The following is a 17,574-nucleotide window of genomic DNA, read 5'->3' on the forward strand; positions in this document are numbered from 1 at the left end:
CACCGGTCCGTACCCGGACGGGCCGGCCGTCAGCCGTGCTTGAGGCCCAGCACCTCGGCCGCCGCGAAGGTCTCGTGCGCCGGGCGCTCGGCGTAGTACGGCGTCAGCAGGCCGTCCAGCTCCTCGTAGCTGAAGACCTCCTTGGCGGTGTCGAACTTGGCGGCGATCCGCGGTCGTTCGGCGATCGCGACCATCCCGCCGTGGACGACCAGCAGCTGGCCGTTGACCCGGGCGGCGGCCGGCGAGGCCAGATAGCCGACCAGCGGCGCGACGTGCTCGGGTGCCAGCGGGTCGAGGCCGCCGTCGTCCGGGACCTGGAATCCGGCGAAGACGTCCTCGGTCATCCGGGTGCGGGCGCGCGGGCAGATCGCGTTCGCGGTCACGCCGTACTTGGCCAGCGCCAGCGCCGTGGAGGTGGTGAGGCCGACGATGCCGCCCTTGGCCGCCGCGTAGTTGGGCTGGCCCGCCGAGCCGGCGAGGAACGCCTCGGACGAGGTGTTGACGATCCGCCCGAAGACCGGGCCGCCGGCCTCCTTGGAGCGGGCGCGCCAGTGTGCGGCGGCGAAGTGGGTGGTGTTGAAGTGCCCCTTGAGGTGGACGCGGATCACCGAGTCCCATTCGTCCTCGGTCATCGAGAACACCATCCGGTCCCGGAGGATCCCCGCGTTGTTGACCAGGATGTCCAGCCGGCCGTAGGTGTCGATCGCCAACCGCACGAGTTCTTCGGCCTGTTGGTGGTCGGCGACGTCGCCGAGGTGGGCGACCGCCTGCCCGCCCGCCGCGCGGATCGCGGCGGCGGCCTCCTCGGCGGGGGCGGCCGAGGCGGTGCCCGAGCCGTCCCGGCCGGGCTGACCGAAGTCGTTGACGACGACGCGGGCGCCGAGGCGGGCGAGTTCCAGGGCCTCGGCCCGGCCCAGACCGCGTCCGGCGCCGGTGACGATCGCGGTCAGTCCCTCCAGTGGCTGTGCCATGCGTGTCCTCTCCTGTCCGGTCCTGTCCCGTCCTGTCCTGTCCGGTCCGGTCCACTCGTCCCGCACGGCGGTGCGGCGTCAGATCTCGATGCAGGTGCGGAGCGAGGTTCCCGAACGCATCTGGTCGAGGGCGTCGTTGATCTCGGCGAGCCGGACGCGGTGGGTGATCAGCCCTTCGAGGTCGATCCGGCCGGCCCGCCACAGCGCGATGGCCCGCTCGTAGGACCGCAGCACGTCGCCGCCCCCGTACAGCGACGGCAGGATCCGCTTCTCGTCGAAGAACAGCTCGAACATGTTGACCTGGAAGGTGTCGTCCAGCGCACCCGCGCCGACCACGCACAGGGTGCCGCCGCGCCGGGTCGTCTCGTACGCGGTGCGAGTGGTGGCGGACTTGCCGACGACCTCGAAGACGTAGTCGAAGCCCTCTCCCCCGGTGATCCGGGCCTTGGCGTCGGCGAGTTCGTCCGGCGCTACGGCCTCGGTGGCGCCGAAGCGGAGGGCGGCCTCGCGGCGGGCGGCCACCGGGTCGACGGCGATGATCTGCGCGGCACCGCAGGCCCGCGCGCCCTGGATGACGGAGATGCCGACGCCGCCGCAGCCGATCACCGCGACCGACGACGCGGCCTCCACCTTCGCGGTGTTGAGGGCGGCGCCGAGCCCGGTGGTGACCCCGCAGCCGATCAGCGCGGCAATCTCGTACGGGACGTCGTCCGGGATGGGGACCGCGCAGTCGGCGGCCACCACGACCTCCTCGGCGAAGGTCCCGGTCCCGGCGAAACCGAAGACCTCCCCGCCGGGACGCCGGAAGTTGGGCGTGCCGGCGTTCATGAACCCGGCCAGGCACAGATGCGTCTGGCCCCGCTTGCAGGACGGGCAGCCGCCGCAGGCGGGCAGCCAGCACATCAGGACCCGGTCGCCCTGCCGCAGTCCGCCGACCCTGTCGCCGACGTCGAGGATCTCGCCGGCGCCCTCGTGCCCGGGGACGAACGGCGCGGGCTGCGGCAACACCCCGTTCATCGCGGAGAGATCGGAGTGGCACAGCCCGGTGGCCCGGATGCGTATCCGGACCTTCCCCGGACCGAACCCCATCGCCTCGACGTCGTCGAGCACGTCGAGCCTGTCCTGTCCCGTCTCGTGCAGTACGGCTGCGCGCATGCGCACTCACGGCTCCTCTCGCGGCTTCACGGCAACAAGATGTCCCGACCCTGACCCATCGGGCAGGCCCTAGCGGTACGCGATCACGGTGTCCGCCAGCACCGGGGCGTCGTCGCGGTCGGCCGCGGTGACCGACACCTGGAGGCGGCCCGGCTCGGGGGCGTCCCGCCAGACGCGGACGCGCAGCGTCTCCCCCGGGAAGACCACCCCGGCGAAGCGGGTGGTATACGAGCGGACCCGCCCGACGTCGCCGCCCAGCACCGTGTCGACGACCGCCTTCAGCGTGACCCCGTACGAGCACAGCCCGTGCAGGATCGGCCGGTCGAACCCGGCGAGCTTGGCGAACTCCGGGTCGGCGTGCAGCGGGTTCCAGTCGCCGGACAGGCGGTAGAGCAGCGCCTGGTCCTCGCGGATGAGCCGCTCGGTGGTCAGGTCGGGTGCCCGCTCGGGCGGTTCGAGGCGGGCGGAGGGCCCGCGTTCGCCGCCGAAGCCGCCCTCGCCGCGGACGAAGATCTGGGTGTCGCAGGTCCACAGCGGGCCGTCGCCGTCGGCCACTTCGGAGCGCAGCACGATGACGGCGGCCTTGCCCTTGTCGTAGACGGCGGGCACGGTCGAGGTCTGGGTGGCCCGGCCGGTGACGGGCAGGGCGCGGTGCACGGTGACGGTCTGCCCGCCGTGCAGGACGGCGGCCAGGTCGACGTCGATGCCGGGAGCGGAGAGCCCGCCGGCGAGCGCCATGCCGCCGCCGGCGACGGTGGCGAAGCTGGGCAGGACGTGCAGCGCGCTCTCCAGGGTGTAGCGGAGCTCGTCCGGGTCGGTGGCGGGGTGCGGCTTCTCGGGGGTGGCCGCGCCGGCGCCGATACCGAGGTGGTAGAGCTGGACGTCCTTGTGGTCCCAGGCGAGTTCGGTGGTCCGCGGCTCGGCGGAGGTGGCCTTGGCGGCGTCGATGGGCATCGGGGGTGCTGCTCCTTCACCACGGTGTGAGACCCCGGCCCGGCCGTCCGCACCGTCGACCGTGCCGGGGTCGTATCGGGTCGGCGGACCGCGTCCGGTGGGCGCACCGGCGCGCTTCTAGAACGCGTTCTAGCCGATGGCCCTCATGTATAGCCGATGCGCGCCGCACCCGGAAGACCTCTGACGGATTGTCAGATTCGGGGAGGGCGGGCGACGGCGCGGACGTGCCGCGGTGCGGTGCCGCCCGGCGGACCGTGACATTTGTCAGCGCGGATCGCGCACATTCGCCTCTGCCGCCCGCCGGCGGACGTCCGTAGCGTCATGGGCACGACGCCGGTGGGGCGTCGTCCGAGGACGAGCACGGCGGGCGCGGCGAGCGCGCCGGCACAACGGGGAGGGCGGCCATGACGAGGACGGCGGTGCCGAGAGGCACGGCGGTGGGATTCTCCGGGGTGACCCGGAACTACGGCGCGGTGCGTGCCGTGGCCGGGCTGGACCTGGAGATCGACCAGGGCGAGACGGTGGCACTGCTCGGGCGCAACGGCGCGGGCAAGTCCACCACCATCAGCATGCTGCTGGGCCTGCTGCCGCCCAGCTCAGGCACGGTGCGGCTGTTCGGCGAGGAGCCGGAGACGGCGGTACGGGCGGGCCGGGTGGGGGCGATGCTCCAGGACGGCAAGCCCATCCCCCGGGTCACCGTCCGCGAGCTGGTCGGCTTCGTCGCCGCCACGTACCCGAACCCGATGGAGGTCTCCGAAGCCCTGGAGCTGGCCGGCCTCGCCGACTTCGGCGGGCGCCGGATCGACCGGCTCTCGGGCGGCCAGGCACAGCGGGTCCGGTTCGCGGTGGCGCTGGCCGGCAACCCCGAGCTGCTGGTGCTCGACGAGCCCACGGCGGCGCTGGACGTGGAGGCGCGCCGGGCGTTCTGGCACGCCATGCGCGGCTATGCGCGGCGCGGCAACACCATCCTGTTCTCCACCCACTATCTGGAGGAGGCGGACGACAACGCCGACCGCATCGTGGTGATCGACCGCGGCCGGGTGGTCGCGGACGGCAGCGGCGAGGCGGTCAAGCGGCGGGCCGGCGGCTCGCTGGTCTCCTTCGACCTCGCGGGCGCGGGCACCGGCGCACTGTCCGGGCTGCCCGGCGTGACCGCCCTGGAGATCCGCGGCGACCGCGCCCTGCTGCGGACGTCGGACTCCGACGCGACGGTGCGGGCGCTGGCCGGCCTGGACCTCATCCGCGGCCTCCAGGTCTCCCCCGCCAGCCTGGAGGACGCCTTCCTCCTGCTGACCGGCGCACCGGGCGCCGACGACGACACCGGCGGCGCCCCGGACCGCGGTGTCACGGTCCACGGTGCCACGGACCACGGTGCCGAGGGCGCCCGTACGCCCGCCGCCCACGGCGCGCTGTCCCCGAAGGAGACGGTGTGATGCTCGACTACCTCCGCCTGGAAGTGCGCCGCACGCTGCGCGACAAGAGCTTTGTGATCTTCGGCATCGGGATGCCGGTGCTGATGTACCTGCTGTTCACCAGGATCGGCGCGGGCCCCGGCGGCGTGCCGATGGCGTGGAAGGTCTCCTCGATGGTCGGCCTGGCCGCGTACGGCGGGCTGGGCGCGGCGATCGGGGTGGGCAACGGACTCGCCGAGGACCGGAGCCTGGGCTGGCTGCGGCAGCTGCGGATCACCCCGCTGGGCCCGGTCCAGGTGGTGGTGGCCCGCGGGCTGACCGGGACGGTGACGGTGCTGCCGGCCATCGTGGCGGTGCTGCTGGCGGGCGCGCTGGTCAACGGCGTACGGCTGGCGGCCTGGCAGTGGGCCGCGCTGGTCGTGCTGCTCTGGCTGGGGACCGCGCCCTTCACCCTGCTCGGCCTCGGCAACGGCTACCGCCTCTCCTCGCAGACCACCGGACTGGTCAACACCGGCTGTCTGCTGCTGCTTTCGCTCGTCGGCGGCCTGTGGTTCCCGGCCGACGCGTTCCCCGGCTGGCTGCGCGCGCTCTCCTCCTGGACGCCCGCCAACCGCTTCGCCGATCTGGGGCTGAGCATCACCCGCGGCGGCGCGCCGGGGCTGACGACGGTGGCGGTGCTGGCCGCCTGGCTGGCACTCTTCGGCGGTTACGCGGTGTACGCGTACCGCCGGGCGGCCCGCTCGGTGTGAGGGACGGCGTGAGGCAGATGGCACAGCAGCGGACATGGGGCGCGAAGCCCGGGGGCGGCAACGACGGCGGCTGCGGCGGCAACGGCGGCGGTAGCGGCGACGATGGGCAGGGGTCGTGCGCGACGGTGCCGAAGTGGGCCGAGCGGAAGATGAAGGGGCCCAACCGGTACACCTTCCTGCCCTGGCTGCTGATGGGGCTGGGGGCGTTCTCCAACATCATCCACGGCAAGACCGACCATCCGGTGCTGGCCGGCGCCGGAATCCTGGCCTTCAACTCCCTCTACGTCAGCGTCGTCTTCTCCTCCTTCAACCCCCGCCGGCGCGACACCCGCTATCCGCTCTACGCCCTGGCCGCGCTGACCGCCGTCACCTTCGCCATCGCGCTCGGCTTCCAGGGCGAATGGTTCCTGTTCTTCCCGCTGCTGTCGCTGGCCTCCGGTACGGTGCGCCCGCTGCGCGGCCGGCCCCTCGGCGTCTGGCTGATCGCGCTCAGCGGCACGGCCGGCTTTCTGTCCGGCTCGGTCGACCACAGCCCGTCGGGCTCGTTCGGCATCGGCTACGCCACGTTCCTGTCCGGCATGGTGACGGCGACGGTCCTCAGCCTCTTCGACACGATCCAGGAGCTGCGGACCACCCGTCAGGAACTGGCGCGCAGCGCCGTGGAGCGGGAGCGGCTGCGGTTCTCCCGCGATCTGCACGACCTGCTGGGCCACACCCTGTCCGTGGTGGTGGTCAAGGCCGAGGCGGTCCGCCGGCTGGCGCCGCGCAACCTCGATGCGGCGCTGGCCCAGGCCAGCGACATCGAGGCGGTCGGCCGGCAGGCGCTGACCGAGATCCGCGAGGCGGTCACCGGCTACCGCGAGGGCAGCCTCAGCACCGAGCTGGACCGGGCCCGTTCGGCGCTGGAGGCGGCCGGTATCGACCCCGTGGTACGGCTGTCCGGGCCGCCGCTGCCCGCGCAGGCCGAGGCGCTGCTGGGCTGGGTGGTCCGTGAGAGCGTGACCAACACCGTGCGGCACAGCGGCGCCACCCGCTGCGAGATCGCGCTGCACGCCGACGACGACCGGGCCCGGCTGACGATCACGGACGACGGCCGCGGTCCCGTAGGCTCCGGTGCCGGAGGGCCCGACGGTGCCGCCGGTACGCGGGGCCGCTCGGCTGACCCGGCTGACCCCGCTGACCCGGCCGGCGGCAACGGCCGCGGCCCGGTGGGCGGTACGGGCCTGAAGGGGCTGGCCGAGCGGCTGGCCGCGGCGGGCGGCACGCTGCGCAGCGGTCCCGACGGCCGGCGCGGTTTCCGGGTGACCGCCGAACTACCGGTGGGCGCGGGTGACATGGCGGATGCGGAGGAGTTGACCAGGTGATCAGGGTCCTGTTGGCGGAGGACCAGGGAATGATGCGGGGCGCGCTGGCGCTGCTGCTCGACCTGGAAGAGGACATGGAGGTCGTCGCCCAGGTCCCGGCGGGCGACCAGATCGTCGATGCGGCGCTGGCCGCCCGGCCCGACGTGGCGCTGCTGGACATCGAACTCCCGGGCCGCAGCGGGCTGGACGCCGCCGCCGACCTGCGCGCGCAGCTGCCGTCGTGCAAGGTGCTGATCGTGACGACGTTCGGTCGGCCCGGCTATCTGCGCCGCGCCATGGAGGCCGGGGCGTCCGGCTTCCTGGTGAAGGACGGGCCGGTGGAGGATCTGGCGGCGGCGATCCGCCGGGTCCTCGCCGGTGAGCAGGTCATCGACCCCGGGCTGGCCGCGGCGGCGCTGAGCGCCGGCCCCAATCCGCTGACCCAGCGCGAACGCGATGTGCTCACCGCGGCCGTGGACGGGGCGACGGTCGCCGACATCGCCGGCCGGCTGCACCTCTCCCAGGCCACCGTCCGCAACTACCTCTCGGCGGCCATCGGCAAGACCGGCACCCGCAACCGCATGGAGGCCGTACGGGCGGCCCGCCGCAACGGCTGGCTGTAGCGGCGGGCGGTACCGGGCGCCGGGTGCGGGCACGTTGGCCGCCCACCGGGGTCACCCCTGGGCGGCCCCCGCCCGGCGGCGCGGCAGGGCGAGCAGCATCAGCACGATGGAGGCCGCCAGCACGATCGCGCCGGAGCCGAAGGCGAGCCCGTAACCGCTCGCCAGCGCCGTCCGGCCGTGCCCCTCGGCGATCCGGGCGGCGGCGATCGTGGAGAGGACCGACAGGCCCAGCGGGCCGCCCATTTGGCGGGAGGTGTTGATCAGGCCGGAGACCAGGCCCTGGTCGGCCGGGTCCGCGCCGGAGGTGGCGATGGCGGCGGTCGGTGTCGCGGTCAGTCCGGCGCCCAGCGCCATCAGGACGCCGGGGCCGAGGATCGTGCCGAGGTACGTCCCATGGGCGGTCATCGTGCTCTGCCACAGCATGCCGGAGAGCGAGATCGCCGCACCGGTGACGGCCAGCGTCTTGGCCCCGACCCGGTTCATCAGCCGCGGCGCGAGCTTCGAGCCCAGCACGATGCTCAGCGAGTGCGGGATGAAGGAGAGCCCGGCCTCAAGTGGCGTGTAGGAGAGGACGTTCTGGACGTAGAGCGACAGGAAGTACCACATGGAGAACATCGCGGCGCCGGCCAGCACCATCGCCGCGTTCGCCGACGAGACCGAGCGCAGCCGGAAGAGCCCCAGCGGCATCAACGGGGCCCTGGTGCGCGCCTCGACGGCGACGAAGGCCGCGACCACCAGGAGCCCGGCGGCCAGCGGCAGCAGTGCGGCGGCCGACCCCCAGCCGTGCGTCTCGGTCTGCACGATCCCGTAGGCCACCAGCCCGAGCCCGCAGGTCACCAGCAGCGCGCCCGGCACGTCCAGCCGGCGCGCGGCACCCTGCCGGCTCTCGCTGAGCCAGGTCACCGCCCCGGCCAGGACCAGCGCCCCCACCGGCACGTTGATCAGCAGCACCCAGCGCCACGACAGGTACTGGGTGAGCACCCCGCCGACCAGGCCGCCCACCGCGCCGCCGCCCGCGCCCACCGCGGTCCAGGTGGCGATGGCGCGGGTACGGGCCGGGCCGGCCGGGAACGACGTGGTGAGGATGGTCAGCGTCGCCGGGGAGAGCACCGCCGCGCCGACGCCCTGGACGGTGCGGGCCGCGATCAACTGCCAGGGCTGCTGGGCGAGTCCGCCGGCCAGGCTCGCGACGGTGAAGAGCGCCAATCCGAGGACGAAGATCCGCTTGCGGCCGAAGAGGTCGGCGGCCCGGCCGCCGAGCAGCATGAAGCCCGCGAAGGTGATCACGTAGGCGTTGACGATCCACTGGAGGCCCAGCTCGGACAGTCCCAGGCCGGAACGCATGGCGGGCAGGGCCACGTTCACGACGGAGACGTCCAGGACGACCAGGAACTGCCCGGCGCAGACCAGCAGCATCACCAGCCAGGACGGCGCCGCCGCCCGGCGTGCGGCGGCGGACAGCGTGGAAGGGGTGGCTATCGGGGGCATGCGGACCATGCTCGCACTCACCGCGCGCCCGGCGCATCGGGATATCGGTGCATCGGACATCTGTCGCACGGCCTAGTCCCGGAGGCGTAGGACGCACCTCCCTGCTTCCCCTTCCCTCCCCTGCCCCTCCCCTCCGCCCCTTCCATCCCTTCCATCCGTTTCCTCATTTCCGCAGCAGCGTCACCACCGCCGCGCCGCCCAGCCCGATGTTGTGGGCCAGCCCGACCCGGGCGCCGGGCACCTGGCGCTCGCCCGCCGTTCCGCGCAGCTGCCATACCAGTTCGGCGGTCTGGGCCAGGCCGGTCGCGCCCAGGGGGTGGCCCTTGGAGATCAGACCGCCGGACGGGTTGACCACCCAGCGCCCGCCGTAGGTCGTGGCGCCGTCGGCGACCAGCTTCCCCGCGTCGCCGTCCGCGCACATGCCCAGCGCCTCGTACGTCAGCAGCTCGTTGATGGAGAAGCAGTCGTGCAACTCGATGACGTCGACGTCCTCGATGCCGAGGCCGCCGGCCGCGTATACCTGCCGGGCCGCGGCCCGGGACATCGGCTTGCCGACGACGTCGATGCAGGAACCGGAGGCGAAGCTGGCCTCGGTGTCCGTCGTCATGGCCTGGGCGGCGATCTCCACCGCCCGGTCCGCCAGGCCGTGTTCGCGTACGAAGCGCTCGGAGGCGAGCACCGCCGCCGCGGCGCCGTCGGACGTCGGCGAGCACTGGAGCTTGGTCAGCGGGCGGTGGATGGTCCGGGCGGCGAGCACCTCCTCGACTGTGTGGACGTCCTGGAACTGCGCGTAGGGGTTGTGCGCGGAGTGCCGGTGGTTCTTCGCGCCGACCGCGGCGAGCTGTTCGGCCGTGGTGCCGTACCGCTCCATGTGCTCGCGAGCCGCGTTGCCGAAGATCTGGGCGGTGGGCGGGGTCGCCTCGAAGCCGTGGGCGGCGGCCATCACCCCGTAGTGGCGGGCCACCGGAGAGGTCGCGAAGCTTCCGCCGTCCGCACCGGCGCCGAGTGCGCCCCGTTTCATCTTCTCGAAGCCGAGGGCCAGCACGCAGTCGTTGAGGCCGGCGGCGACGAACTGACGGGCCATCATCAGTGCGGTGGAGCCGGTCGCGCAGTTGTTGTTGACGTTGTAGACGGGGACGCCGGTCAGCCCGAGTTCGTAGGCGGCGCGCTGGCCGGCCGTCGAGGGCTGGTAGCAGTAGCCGACCGGCACCTGCTCGACCGCCTCGTAGCCGATCCCGGCGTCCGCGAGGGCCGCGCCGCCCGCCTCCTTCACCATGTCCCAGTACTGCCAGTCGCGGGTCTCGGGCTTCTCGAACCGGGTCATCCCGACGCCGACGATGTACGCCTTGCCAGCCATGCGAATCCTCCTGGGGTCAGATGAGGGGGCGGGGCTCCGGATCCCGCGGCAGGCCCAGCAGCCGTTCCGCGACGACGTTGCGCTGCACCTGGGTCGTCCCGCCGGCGATGGTCAGGCAGCGGGACATCAGGAAGCCGTGCAGGGCCCGTTCGCCGGCGCCCTCGCGAACCGCGCCGGCCGGGCCGAGGAGTTCCAGCGCCAGTTCGGCGACCTTCTGCTGGTGGGCGGTCTGCACCAGCTTGCGGATGCTGGCGCCGGGGCCCGGCTCCAGGCCCGACACCTGCTGGAGCGTGGTGCGCAACCCGATGCAGGCCAGCGCATGCGCCTCGGCGGCCAGCGCACCGACGCGCGCCCGCACCGCCGCGTCCAGTCCGGCGGAGCGGGCGAGGAGTTCTTCGAGCCCGGTGTCGAAGGTCAACTGGTCGGCCATGTGGACGCGTTCGTTGTCCAGGGTGGTGCGGGCGACCCGCCAGCCGTCGCCGGTCCCGCCGACCACCGCGTCGGCCGGCAGCAGCACGTCGTCGAAGTAGACCTCGTTGAAGAGGGCGTCGCCGGTGATCTCCCTGAGGGGGCGGACGTCGATCCCGGGTGTCGTCATGTCGACGAGGAAGAACGTCAGGCCGCGGTGCCGGGGCGCGTCCGGGTCGGTGCGGGCGAGCAGGATGCCGTGGTCGGCCCACTGGGCGGCCGAGGTCCAGACCTTCTGGCCGTTGATCCGCCAGCCGCCGCCCTCGGCCGGCGTCGCGCGGGTGCGCAGCGACGCCAGGTCCGAGCCGGCCTCCGGCTCGGAGAAGAGCTGGCACCACAGGAGGTCGCCGCGCAGCGTCGGCGGCAGATAGCGCCGCTGCTGGGCGGCGGTTCCGTGGGCGAGGAGCGAGGGGACCACCCAGGTGGCGATGCCGAGATCGCCGATCCGGACGCCGGCGGCGGCCAGTTCCTGCTGGATGGCCAGCTGCTGGACGGGGCCCGCGCCCAGTCCGTAGGGCTCGGGGAGGTGGGGTGCGGCATAGCCGGTGGGGGCCAGGGCACGGCGCACGGCGGCCGGGTCCAGGCCCCGGACGCCGTCGACGACGCCCCGGGCCTGCTCCCGGAACGCGTCGGCCGCGGCGGGGAGTTCGAGCCGGAGCGCACGGCGGGCACCGGCGGCGGCGTGGCGGGCGGCCCGCAGCCGGTGGCCGTCGCCGCCACCGAGGAGCTGGCGGGCGGTGACCGCGCGGCGCAGATGGAGGTGGGCGTCGTGTTCCCAGGTGAAGCCGATGCCGCCGAGGATCTGGATGCAGTCCTTGACGCAGCCGACCGCGGCGTCCAGTGCGGTCGCGGTGGCCAGCGCGGCGACCAGCCCGCGCGCCTCCGGCGGTTCGTCCAGCGCGCGGGCCGCGTCCCAGACCAGCGCACGGGCCTGCTCGCAGCGTACGAGCATGTCGGCGCAGAGGTGCTTGACGCCCTGGAACTGGCCGATCGGGCGGCCGAACTGCTCGCGCACCGCGGCGTGTTCGGCGGCGGTGCGCACCGCCCAGGCGGCGGTGCCGCAGCCCTCCGCGGCACTCAGCACGCCGGCCAGGTCGCGGACCAGGGCGCCGTCGAGCGCCAACCGCCGGCCGCCGGGGACCGCCACGCCGTCCGCGCGCACCTCGGCGACCGGCCGCGTGGGGTCGGCGCTGTCGTGGGCGCGGACGGCGAGGAGGTGGGCGTCTACGGCGAGCCAGACCTCGCCGGCTGGGCTTTCGGCGCTTTCGGCGCTTTCTGTGCTTTCTGCGCTTTCCGCGGCCAGCACGAGCAGATCGGCGTCGGCGCCGGCCAGGACCGGTGGCGCGGTGCCGTCGAGGACATGGCCGTCGGCGGCCGCCACGGCGGTGAGCGAGCCGGTGTCGAGGGCGACGGCGGCGGTGCGTTCGCCGGCGGCCAGGGCTCGTACGAGGTCCCGGGGCGCGCCGCCGCGGTGCAGCAGTTCGGCGGCGAGGACGGTGGGCAGATAGGGCCCGGGGAGCGCGGCACGCCCGAACTCCTCCAGGACGACGGCGAGATCGAGCAGGGTGCCGCCGCCTCCGCCGTCGGCCTCCGGGAGGTGCGGGGCGAGCAGGCCCTGGGCGGCGAGCCCGTCCCAGTACGCGGGCCGGCCGGGTCGCGCGGGCGCGGTGTCGAGGAGTTTGCGCACCTCGCCGGGTGGCACGGTGCGGGCGGCCCAGCCACGGGCCGCCTCGGCCAGGTCACGGTGGTCGCGCGTGATTCCGATGCCCATGGCGGGCAGAGTAGAACACGTTTCAATCTGATGGAAGGTCAGGCGACGGAAGGGAGGGACGCCGCGCGGGCGCCGGGGCGGCCGGCGAAAGCGGTCCGGACCGGACGGGAACGGTTCGGACCGGAACGGAACGGCACGGATGCGCACCGGAAACGGTCCGGTGAATTCCCGTACGGACCGTTCCGCTATTCCGTTCGCCCACCGGCTCCGCGGCGCCCGGCAGGCGAATTCGCGGCATTCCCGGGCCCCGCCGCGCACGCCGGAAACACCCATCGGCAAAACGTCCGGCCGGCGAAATGGGAACCCCCGTTCCGATATCGCTCCCGGCATACGGCACGATGAGCCACTGACCGCCGCCGCACACCAGGAGGAAGCGCATGACCGCTCCGACGGCCCCGACAGCACCCCGGCCGGAGATTCTCGCCGCGTTCGAGGCGGCGAAGGGCTTCATGCCGGCGGACGAAGGGCTCGCGCTGTACGCGGCGGCCACCGAGGCGGCGGCGCTCGGGCTGCCGCTCGTGGAGGTCGGCACCTACTGCGGGCGCTCCACGATCCTGCTCGCCGACGCCGCCCGCGCGGCCGGCGTGACGGCCGTCACCGTGGACCACCACCGGGGCAGCGAGGAGCAGCAGCCGGGCTGGGAGTACCACGACCCCACGGTCGTCGACCCGGTGGTCGGGCGGATGGACACCCTGCCCACCTTCCGCCGCACCCTGCACGCCGCGGGCCTGGAGGACCACGTGATCGCCCTGGTGGGCCGGTCGCCGCGGGCCGCGGCCCTCTGGCAGGCGCCGGTGGGCCTGGTCTTCATCGACGGCGGGCACACCGACGAGCACGCCACCGCCGACTACGAGGGCTGGGCCCCGCACGTCGCGCCCGAGGGCCTGCTGGTCATCCACGACGTCTTCGCGGACCCGGCGGACGGCGGCCAGGCCCCGTACCGGATCTACCGCAGGGCCCTGGCGTCCGGCGCGTTCACCGAGGTCGCGGTGCACCGCTCGCTGCACGTCCTGCGCCGCACCGGCCCCGGAATCTGAGCGGGCTACCATCGCGAACGTGTCGAACGGCAGCAGCTTCCCCCCGCCCCGCCGCCTGCGCGGCACCCTGCTGATCGCGCTGGCCGCCGTGGTGGCCGTCGGCGCCGCGGGCTGGCTGGTCTGGCGGTCACCGGGCGGCGCACGGCCGCACACCGGGACGTCCGCCGCCGGCTCCCCGGCGCCCGACCCCAAGGGCGGCACGGCAGGCCCGGCGGCCGGCCCCTCCGCACACCCGGGCAACCCGCACGGCAGCCTCAAGGGCAGGACGGTGCTGCTCGACCCCGGCCACAACCCGACCAACCACGACCACACCACGCAGATCGCCCGCCTCGTGGACATCGGCAACGACCGCAAGGAGTGCGACACCACCGGCACCTCCACCGACGACGGCTACGCCGAGGCGTCCTTCAGCCTCGACGTCGCCCGGCGCGCCCGGACGCTCCTCCGGGCGGAGGGCGCCAAGGTCGTCTTCACCCAGGACGGCGACCGGCCCTACGGCCCGTGCGTGGACGAGCGCGCCGCCATCGGCAACGCCGCGCACGCCGACGCCGCGGTCTCCATCCACGCCGACGGCTCGGCCGTGGGCGACCGCGGCTTCCACGTCATCCTCCCGGCCCGGGTGCAGGCCGGCGCGGCCGACACCTCCGCGATCACCGGCCCCTCGCGGGACCTGGGCGAGCGGCTGGCCGGGCGGTTCGTGGCGGCGACCGGAAGCGCCCCGTCCAATTACGTCGGCCACGGGACGGGCCTCGACACACGCTCCGACCTCGGCGGTCTCAACCTGTCGACGGTGCCGAAGGTCTTCATCGAGTGCGGCAATATGCGCGACCCCAAGGACGCCGCGGAATTGACCGACGCCCAGTGGCGGCAAAAGGCGGCCCGCGGGATCACGGAGGGCATTACGGACTTCCTGACGCGCTGACCGGACTTCTCGACACGTCCCGTACCGGCGCACCGCCCGCTCCGCCATCGTGATTGCCGCGCCGATACCGGCGGGACGATCCACAGGATTCGGGGCTAGGTTCCCCTTTACCATGGGGTGCCACCGCCGTGCCTCGCGCCGCGCGCCAGCGACAGCGTCGACCGGAAACGCGACGTCGACCAGAACACGAAACCGACAAAGGACCTTTACGTGAACATCCGCTCCCTCAGTCGAGGCGATGGCGTGGTGATCGGAGCAGCGGTGCTGCTGTTCATCGCCTCGTTCCTCGGCCTCGACTCGTCCGGCGTCATGAACGCCTGGCAATCGCTGCACCTGCTGATGAGCATCTTCCTCGCGGGTGTCATCGCCGCCGCGCTGATCGTGGTGGCCCGGTCGCTGCCGCAGTCGCGCAAGGTCGCCGGGCTGGACCTCGGCCAGTTCGGTACGGCGCTGGCCGTCTTCGCCGCCTGGACCGCGTTCTGGGCGCTCATCGACAGCACGGGACCGGGCGCCGGCCTGATCCTCGGCCTGCTCGGCAACCTGGTCCTGGCGGGCGCCGCCGTGGCCACCCCGCTCGTCCCGCAGCTCCAGGCCGCGCTGGTGAGCGCCCCCCGGCCGCAGGCCGCCCCGTACGGCGGCGCGGCGGGCGCCACCCAGGGATACGGCTACCCGGGCGCCCAGCAGCAGGGCGGCTACGGCTACCCGTCCGCCCAGCAGCAGGCCGGCCAGACCTACGGCCAGCAGGCCCCGGCCGCGGACGCCACGGCAGGCGGCGGTGCCGGCGCCACCCAGGCCGCCGGCAGCCCGCCCGACTTCGCGCCGTTCTGGTTCGCGGTACCGGTCGCCCGCCCGCTGTACAGCGAGGAGGGCAGCCCGTCGCCGATCGCCGAACTGGCGCCCGGCACCTGGTACCTGGCGGTGGAACAGCGCGGGCCGGCGCTGATCGCGCAGACCCAGGACGGCCGGCGCGGCGTCCTCCAGGACACCACCGGCATCCAGCGCGGCTGACGCCGGGCACCCGCACCGCGGTCCTTTCCGGCCTCCCGGCCGGGCGGCCCCTCGCCCTCCAGGGCGGGGGGCCGTTGCCATGTCCGCGGCACGGCCGTACAGTTCGCCGGACCCACGGGGTACCTGACACGACATCAGATGACTCACCGTCGGAGGGCGGGCACCATGCGACTCGGTCTGGCACTCGGCTACTGGGGGCGCGGCCCCGACCCCCGGCATCTCGAACTCGCCCGCGAGGCCGAGCGCCTGGGCTACGACTCGGTGTGGACCGCGGAAGCCTGGGGCTCGGACGCGTTCACCGCGCTCACCTGGATCGCCGCGCACACCTCCCGCATCAAACTGGGCACCGGCATCGCCCAGATGGCCGCCCGCACCCCCACCGCCACCGCGATGCACGCCCTCACCCTCGACCACCTCTCCGGCGGGCGGATGCTGCTCGGCCTGGGGCTGTCGGGCCCGCAGGTCGTCGAGGGCTGGTACGGACGGCCGTTCCCCAAGAGCCCGCTGACCGCCACCCGCGAATACGTGGACGTGATCCGCCAAGTCCTGCGCCGGCAGGGCCCGGTGGAGCTGGCCGGGCGCTTCCACGCGCACCCGTACCGCGGCCCGGACGGCACCGGCCTCGGCAAGCCCCTCAAGCCCATCACCCATCCGCTGCGCGCCACGCTCCCCGTCCTCCTGGGCGCCGAAGGCCCCCGGAACATCGCCCAGACCACCCGGATCGCGGACGGCTGGCTGCCGCTGTACTGGTCGCCGACCCGCACCGAGGTCTACCGGGAGTCACTGGCGAACGCTCCGGACGGCTTCCTGATCGCCCCCATGGCGCGCGCCGCGGTCTGCGACGACCTCGCCGAGGGGCTGCTCCCCGTCAAGGCGATGCTCGGCTTCTACATCGGCGGCATGGGCCACGCGGCCAGGAACTTCCACGCCGACCTGATGGCGCGGATGGGGTACGAGGAGGAGGCCCGCCGGATCCAGGAGCTGTTCCTCCAGGGCCGCAAGGAGGAGGCCGTACGCGCCGTACCGGACGCCTTCGCGGACGAGATCTCACTGGTCGGGCCACGCGAACGCATCGCGGAACGGCTGGAGTTGTGGCGCAAGGGTCCGGTCACCGACCTCCTGGTGACCGCCCCGGACCTGCGCACGTTGCGGGTGTTGGCGGAGCTGAACGCTGCGCTTGGCTGACCTCCCACGTGTTCGGCCTTCCCGCCGTGGAGGTTGTTCACCGTTGCGGCTCCGCTGCGCTGTGCGTCGCGCTACGTTTGTTGGCTTTCCCGCCGTAGGGGTTGTTCACCGTTGCGCCTGCGGCGCGGAACCGCTGCGCGGGGCTGTCGGGTGCGGTGACGGTCCTCCGGGGCAGGGTGTCCGGACTGCTTCGCTTTACGCCCGGACACCCTGCCCCTCCGGCCCGTCACCTCCCGTGAATGGGGGGAATTTCGGTAGGTGGGGGCTGCTGTAGGTGGGTCGGTACCTCAGTCGAAGGACGCGTAGGACAGCCAGCGGTCGAGCAGCGGACGGTCGCCCAGCACCTCGACCCGGTCGCTGTCGGCGGGCAGCCTGCGGTAGATGACGGCCAGCAGGTCGGTGAGCGGGCCGCGGAGCGCGACCGCGGCCTTCTCGTGGGCGCGGCGGTGGACGAGCCGGTCGCCGGTGAGGTCGAGGAACCACTCGGCGTTGAGAGCGGGCGGGACGTCGGTGGCGTGCAGGTGCAGCGTCCGGCCGGGGCCGAACAGGCCCTCGGCGCGCTCCGTCCAGCGCTCGGCCGCCGCCGGCAGGGCGCACACCTGGAGCCACTCGTCGATGCAGTCGGCGGCGATCTCCGTCGCGACCTCGTAGCCGGCGCCGGTGGTGAGCGCGGCGTCGGCGCGGTGGACCACCGTCTCGTGAGTCATCCGGCGGGCCCAGAACCCGGCCCGGTGGTCCGACGCCCAGGACCAGACGGCGGTGTCGGGGCCGGCCTCGCGCAGCGCCGCCACGGTGCGCTCGGCGCCCTCCGCCAGCCAGGCGTCGAGCGCCTCGGGAGTATCGTCCACCGGACCGCCGGCGCCGGGGACGGTGGCCGGGTCGATCCCGGCGGTGGCGCGGGTGGCGACCAACTGCCCGGCCCAGCGGTGCGCGCCACCGAGGTGTCGGGCGAGGTCGGCCAGGGTCCAGTCGGGGCAGGTCGGCACCGTGGCGGAGAGGTCGGCGCCGCGCAGCACCGCGCGGAACTCCCCCGTCTCGGCGAGGAGTTCCGCGCAGTAGCGTTCGTGGTCGAGGGAGCCCTGGAGGCGGACGGGCGGGGGCTGGTGCGGTTCCTGGAGAGTCATGGGCCGC

At 73.9% G+C, this 17,574-nt stretch carries 15 protein-coding genes; 8 read left to right on the plus strand and 7 right to left on the minus strand.

Features of this window, described 5'->3' with window-relative positions:
- Positions 1 to 29: 29 nt before the first annotated feature.
- From ACO1BR_RS07770 to ACO1BR_RS07780, 3 genes are all read right to left on the minus strand, one after another.
- Positions 30 to 971, minus strand: a complete 942-nt coding sequence (locus tag ACO1BR_RS07770; RefSeq protein WP_159504032.1) for a 3-oxoacyl-ACP reductase — start codon at positions 969 to 971, stop codon at positions 30 to 32.
- A 78-nt stretch (positions 972 to 1,049) separates the two neighbouring features.
- Positions 1,050 to 2,126 (minus strand): Zn-dependent alcohol dehydrogenase, encoded by a 1,077-nt coding sequence (locus ACO1BR_RS07775; protein ID WP_426794283.1) that lies wholly within the window; start codon positions 2,124 to 2,126, stop codon positions 1,050 to 1,052.
- Positions 2,127 to 2,195: 69 nt separating this feature from the next.
- Positions 2,196 to 3,080 (minus strand): MaoC/PaaZ C-terminal domain-containing protein, encoded by an 885-nt coding sequence (locus ACO1BR_RS07780; RefSeq protein ID WP_426794284.1) that lies wholly within the window; start codon positions 3,078 to 3,080, stop codon positions 2,196 to 2,198.
- Positions 3,081 to 3,484: 404 nt separating this feature from the next.
- On the opposite strand from ACO1BR_RS07780, the gene ACO1BR_RS07785 reads away from it, so the two are divergent.
- The 4 genes from ACO1BR_RS07785 to ACO1BR_RS07800 are packed head-to-tail and all read left to right on the plus strand — an operon-like array spanning position 3,485 to position 7,207.
- Positions 3,485 to 4,513 (plus strand): ABC transporter ATP-binding protein, encoded by a 1,029-nt coding sequence (locus ACO1BR_RS07785; RefSeq protein ID WP_426794285.1) that lies wholly within the window; start codon positions 3,485 to 3,487, stop codon positions 4,511 to 4,513.
- Positions 4,513 to 5,241: an ABC transporter permease gene (locus ACO1BR_RS07790; protein ID WP_426794286.1), complete on the plus strand. Its 729-nt coding sequence runs from the start codon at positions 4,513 to 4,515 to the stop codon at positions 5,239 to 5,241. The genes ACO1BR_RS07785 and ACO1BR_RS07790 overlap by 1 nt, the downstream gene beginning before the upstream one ends.
- A gap of 17 nt (positions 5,242 to 5,258) precedes the next feature.
- Positions 5,259 to 6,605, plus strand: coding sequence for a histidine kinase (locus ACO1BR_RS07795; RefSeq protein ID WP_426794287.1), 1,347 nt, complete (start codon positions 5,259 to 5,261; stop codon positions 6,603 to 6,605).
- Positions 6,602 to 7,207 (plus strand): response regulator transcription factor, encoded by a 606-nt coding sequence (locus ACO1BR_RS07800; RefSeq protein WP_159504026.1) that lies wholly within the window; start codon positions 6,602 to 6,604, stop codon positions 7,205 to 7,207. The genes ACO1BR_RS07795 and ACO1BR_RS07800 overlap by 4 nt, the downstream gene beginning before the upstream one ends.
- Positions 7,208 to 7,258: 51 nt before the next feature.
- Here ACO1BR_RS07800 and ACO1BR_RS07805 read toward each other — a convergent pair whose 3' ends face one another.
- From ACO1BR_RS07805 to ACO1BR_RS07815, 3 genes are all read right to left on the minus strand, one after another.
- Positions 7,259 to 8,704 carry an MFS transporter gene (locus ACO1BR_RS07805; RefSeq protein ID WP_426794288.1) on the minus strand — a complete coding sequence of 482 codons (1,446 nt, stop codon included), beginning with the start codon at positions 8,702 to 8,704 and terminating at the stop codon, positions 7,259 to 7,261.
- Positions 8,705 to 8,858: 154 nt separating this feature from the next.
- Positions 8,859 to 10,052: a lipid-transfer protein gene (locus tag ACO1BR_RS07810; RefSeq protein ID WP_426794289.1), complete on the minus strand. Its 1,194-nt coding sequence runs from the start codon at positions 10,050 to 10,052 to the stop codon at positions 8,859 to 8,861.
- A gap of 16 nt (positions 10,053 to 10,068) precedes the next feature.
- Positions 10,069 to 12,291, minus strand: a complete 2,223-nt coding sequence (locus ACO1BR_RS07815; RefSeq protein WP_426794290.1) for an acyl-CoA dehydrogenase — start codon at positions 12,289 to 12,291, stop codon at positions 10,069 to 10,071.
- Positions 12,292 to 12,668: 377 nt separating this feature from the next.
- On the opposite strand from ACO1BR_RS07815, the gene ACO1BR_RS07820 reads away from it, so the two are divergent.
- The 4 genes from ACO1BR_RS07820 (at position 12,669) to ACO1BR_RS07835 (ending at position 16,443) form a co-directional block, all read left to right on the plus strand.
- Positions 12,669 to 13,328, plus strand: a complete 660-nt coding sequence (locus tag ACO1BR_RS07820; protein WP_426794291.1) for a class I SAM-dependent methyltransferase — start codon at positions 12,669 to 12,671, stop codon at positions 13,326 to 13,328.
- Positions 13,329 to 13,347: 19 nt separating this feature from the next.
- Positions 13,348 to 14,250, plus strand: a complete 903-nt coding sequence (locus ACO1BR_RS07825; RefSeq protein ID WP_426794292.1) for an N-acetylmuramoyl-L-alanine amidase — start codon at positions 13,348 to 13,350, stop codon at positions 14,248 to 14,250.
- A 210-nt stretch (positions 14,251 to 14,460) separates the two neighbouring features.
- Entirely contained in the window at positions 14,461 to 15,258 is a 798-nt protein-coding gene (locus ACO1BR_RS07830; RefSeq protein WP_426794293.1) for a hypothetical protein, read from the plus strand.
- A gap of 165 nt (positions 15,259 to 15,423) precedes the next feature.
- Positions 15,424 to 16,443 carry an LLM class F420-dependent oxidoreductase gene (locus ACO1BR_RS07835; RefSeq protein WP_426794294.1) on the plus strand — a complete coding sequence of 340 codons (1,020 nt, stop codon included), beginning with the start codon at positions 15,424 to 15,426 and terminating at the stop codon, positions 16,441 to 16,443.
- Positions 16,444 to 16,730: 287 nt separating this feature from the next.
- Here ACO1BR_RS07835 and ACO1BR_RS07840 read toward each other — a convergent pair whose 3' ends face one another.
- Complete coding sequence (locus tag ACO1BR_RS07840) at positions 16,731 to 17,567, minus strand: maleylpyruvate isomerase N-terminal domain-containing protein (protein WP_426794295.1); 837 nt, start codon at positions 17,565 to 17,567, stop codon at positions 16,731 to 16,733.
- Between the last annotated feature and the right edge of the window lie 7 nt (positions 17,568 to 17,574).

Origin of the sequence: Streptomyces sp. YGL11-2, assembly GCF_050054615.1 — a bacterium.
GTDB lineage: Bacteria > Actinomycetota > Actinomycetes > Streptomycetales > Streptomycetaceae > Streptomyces.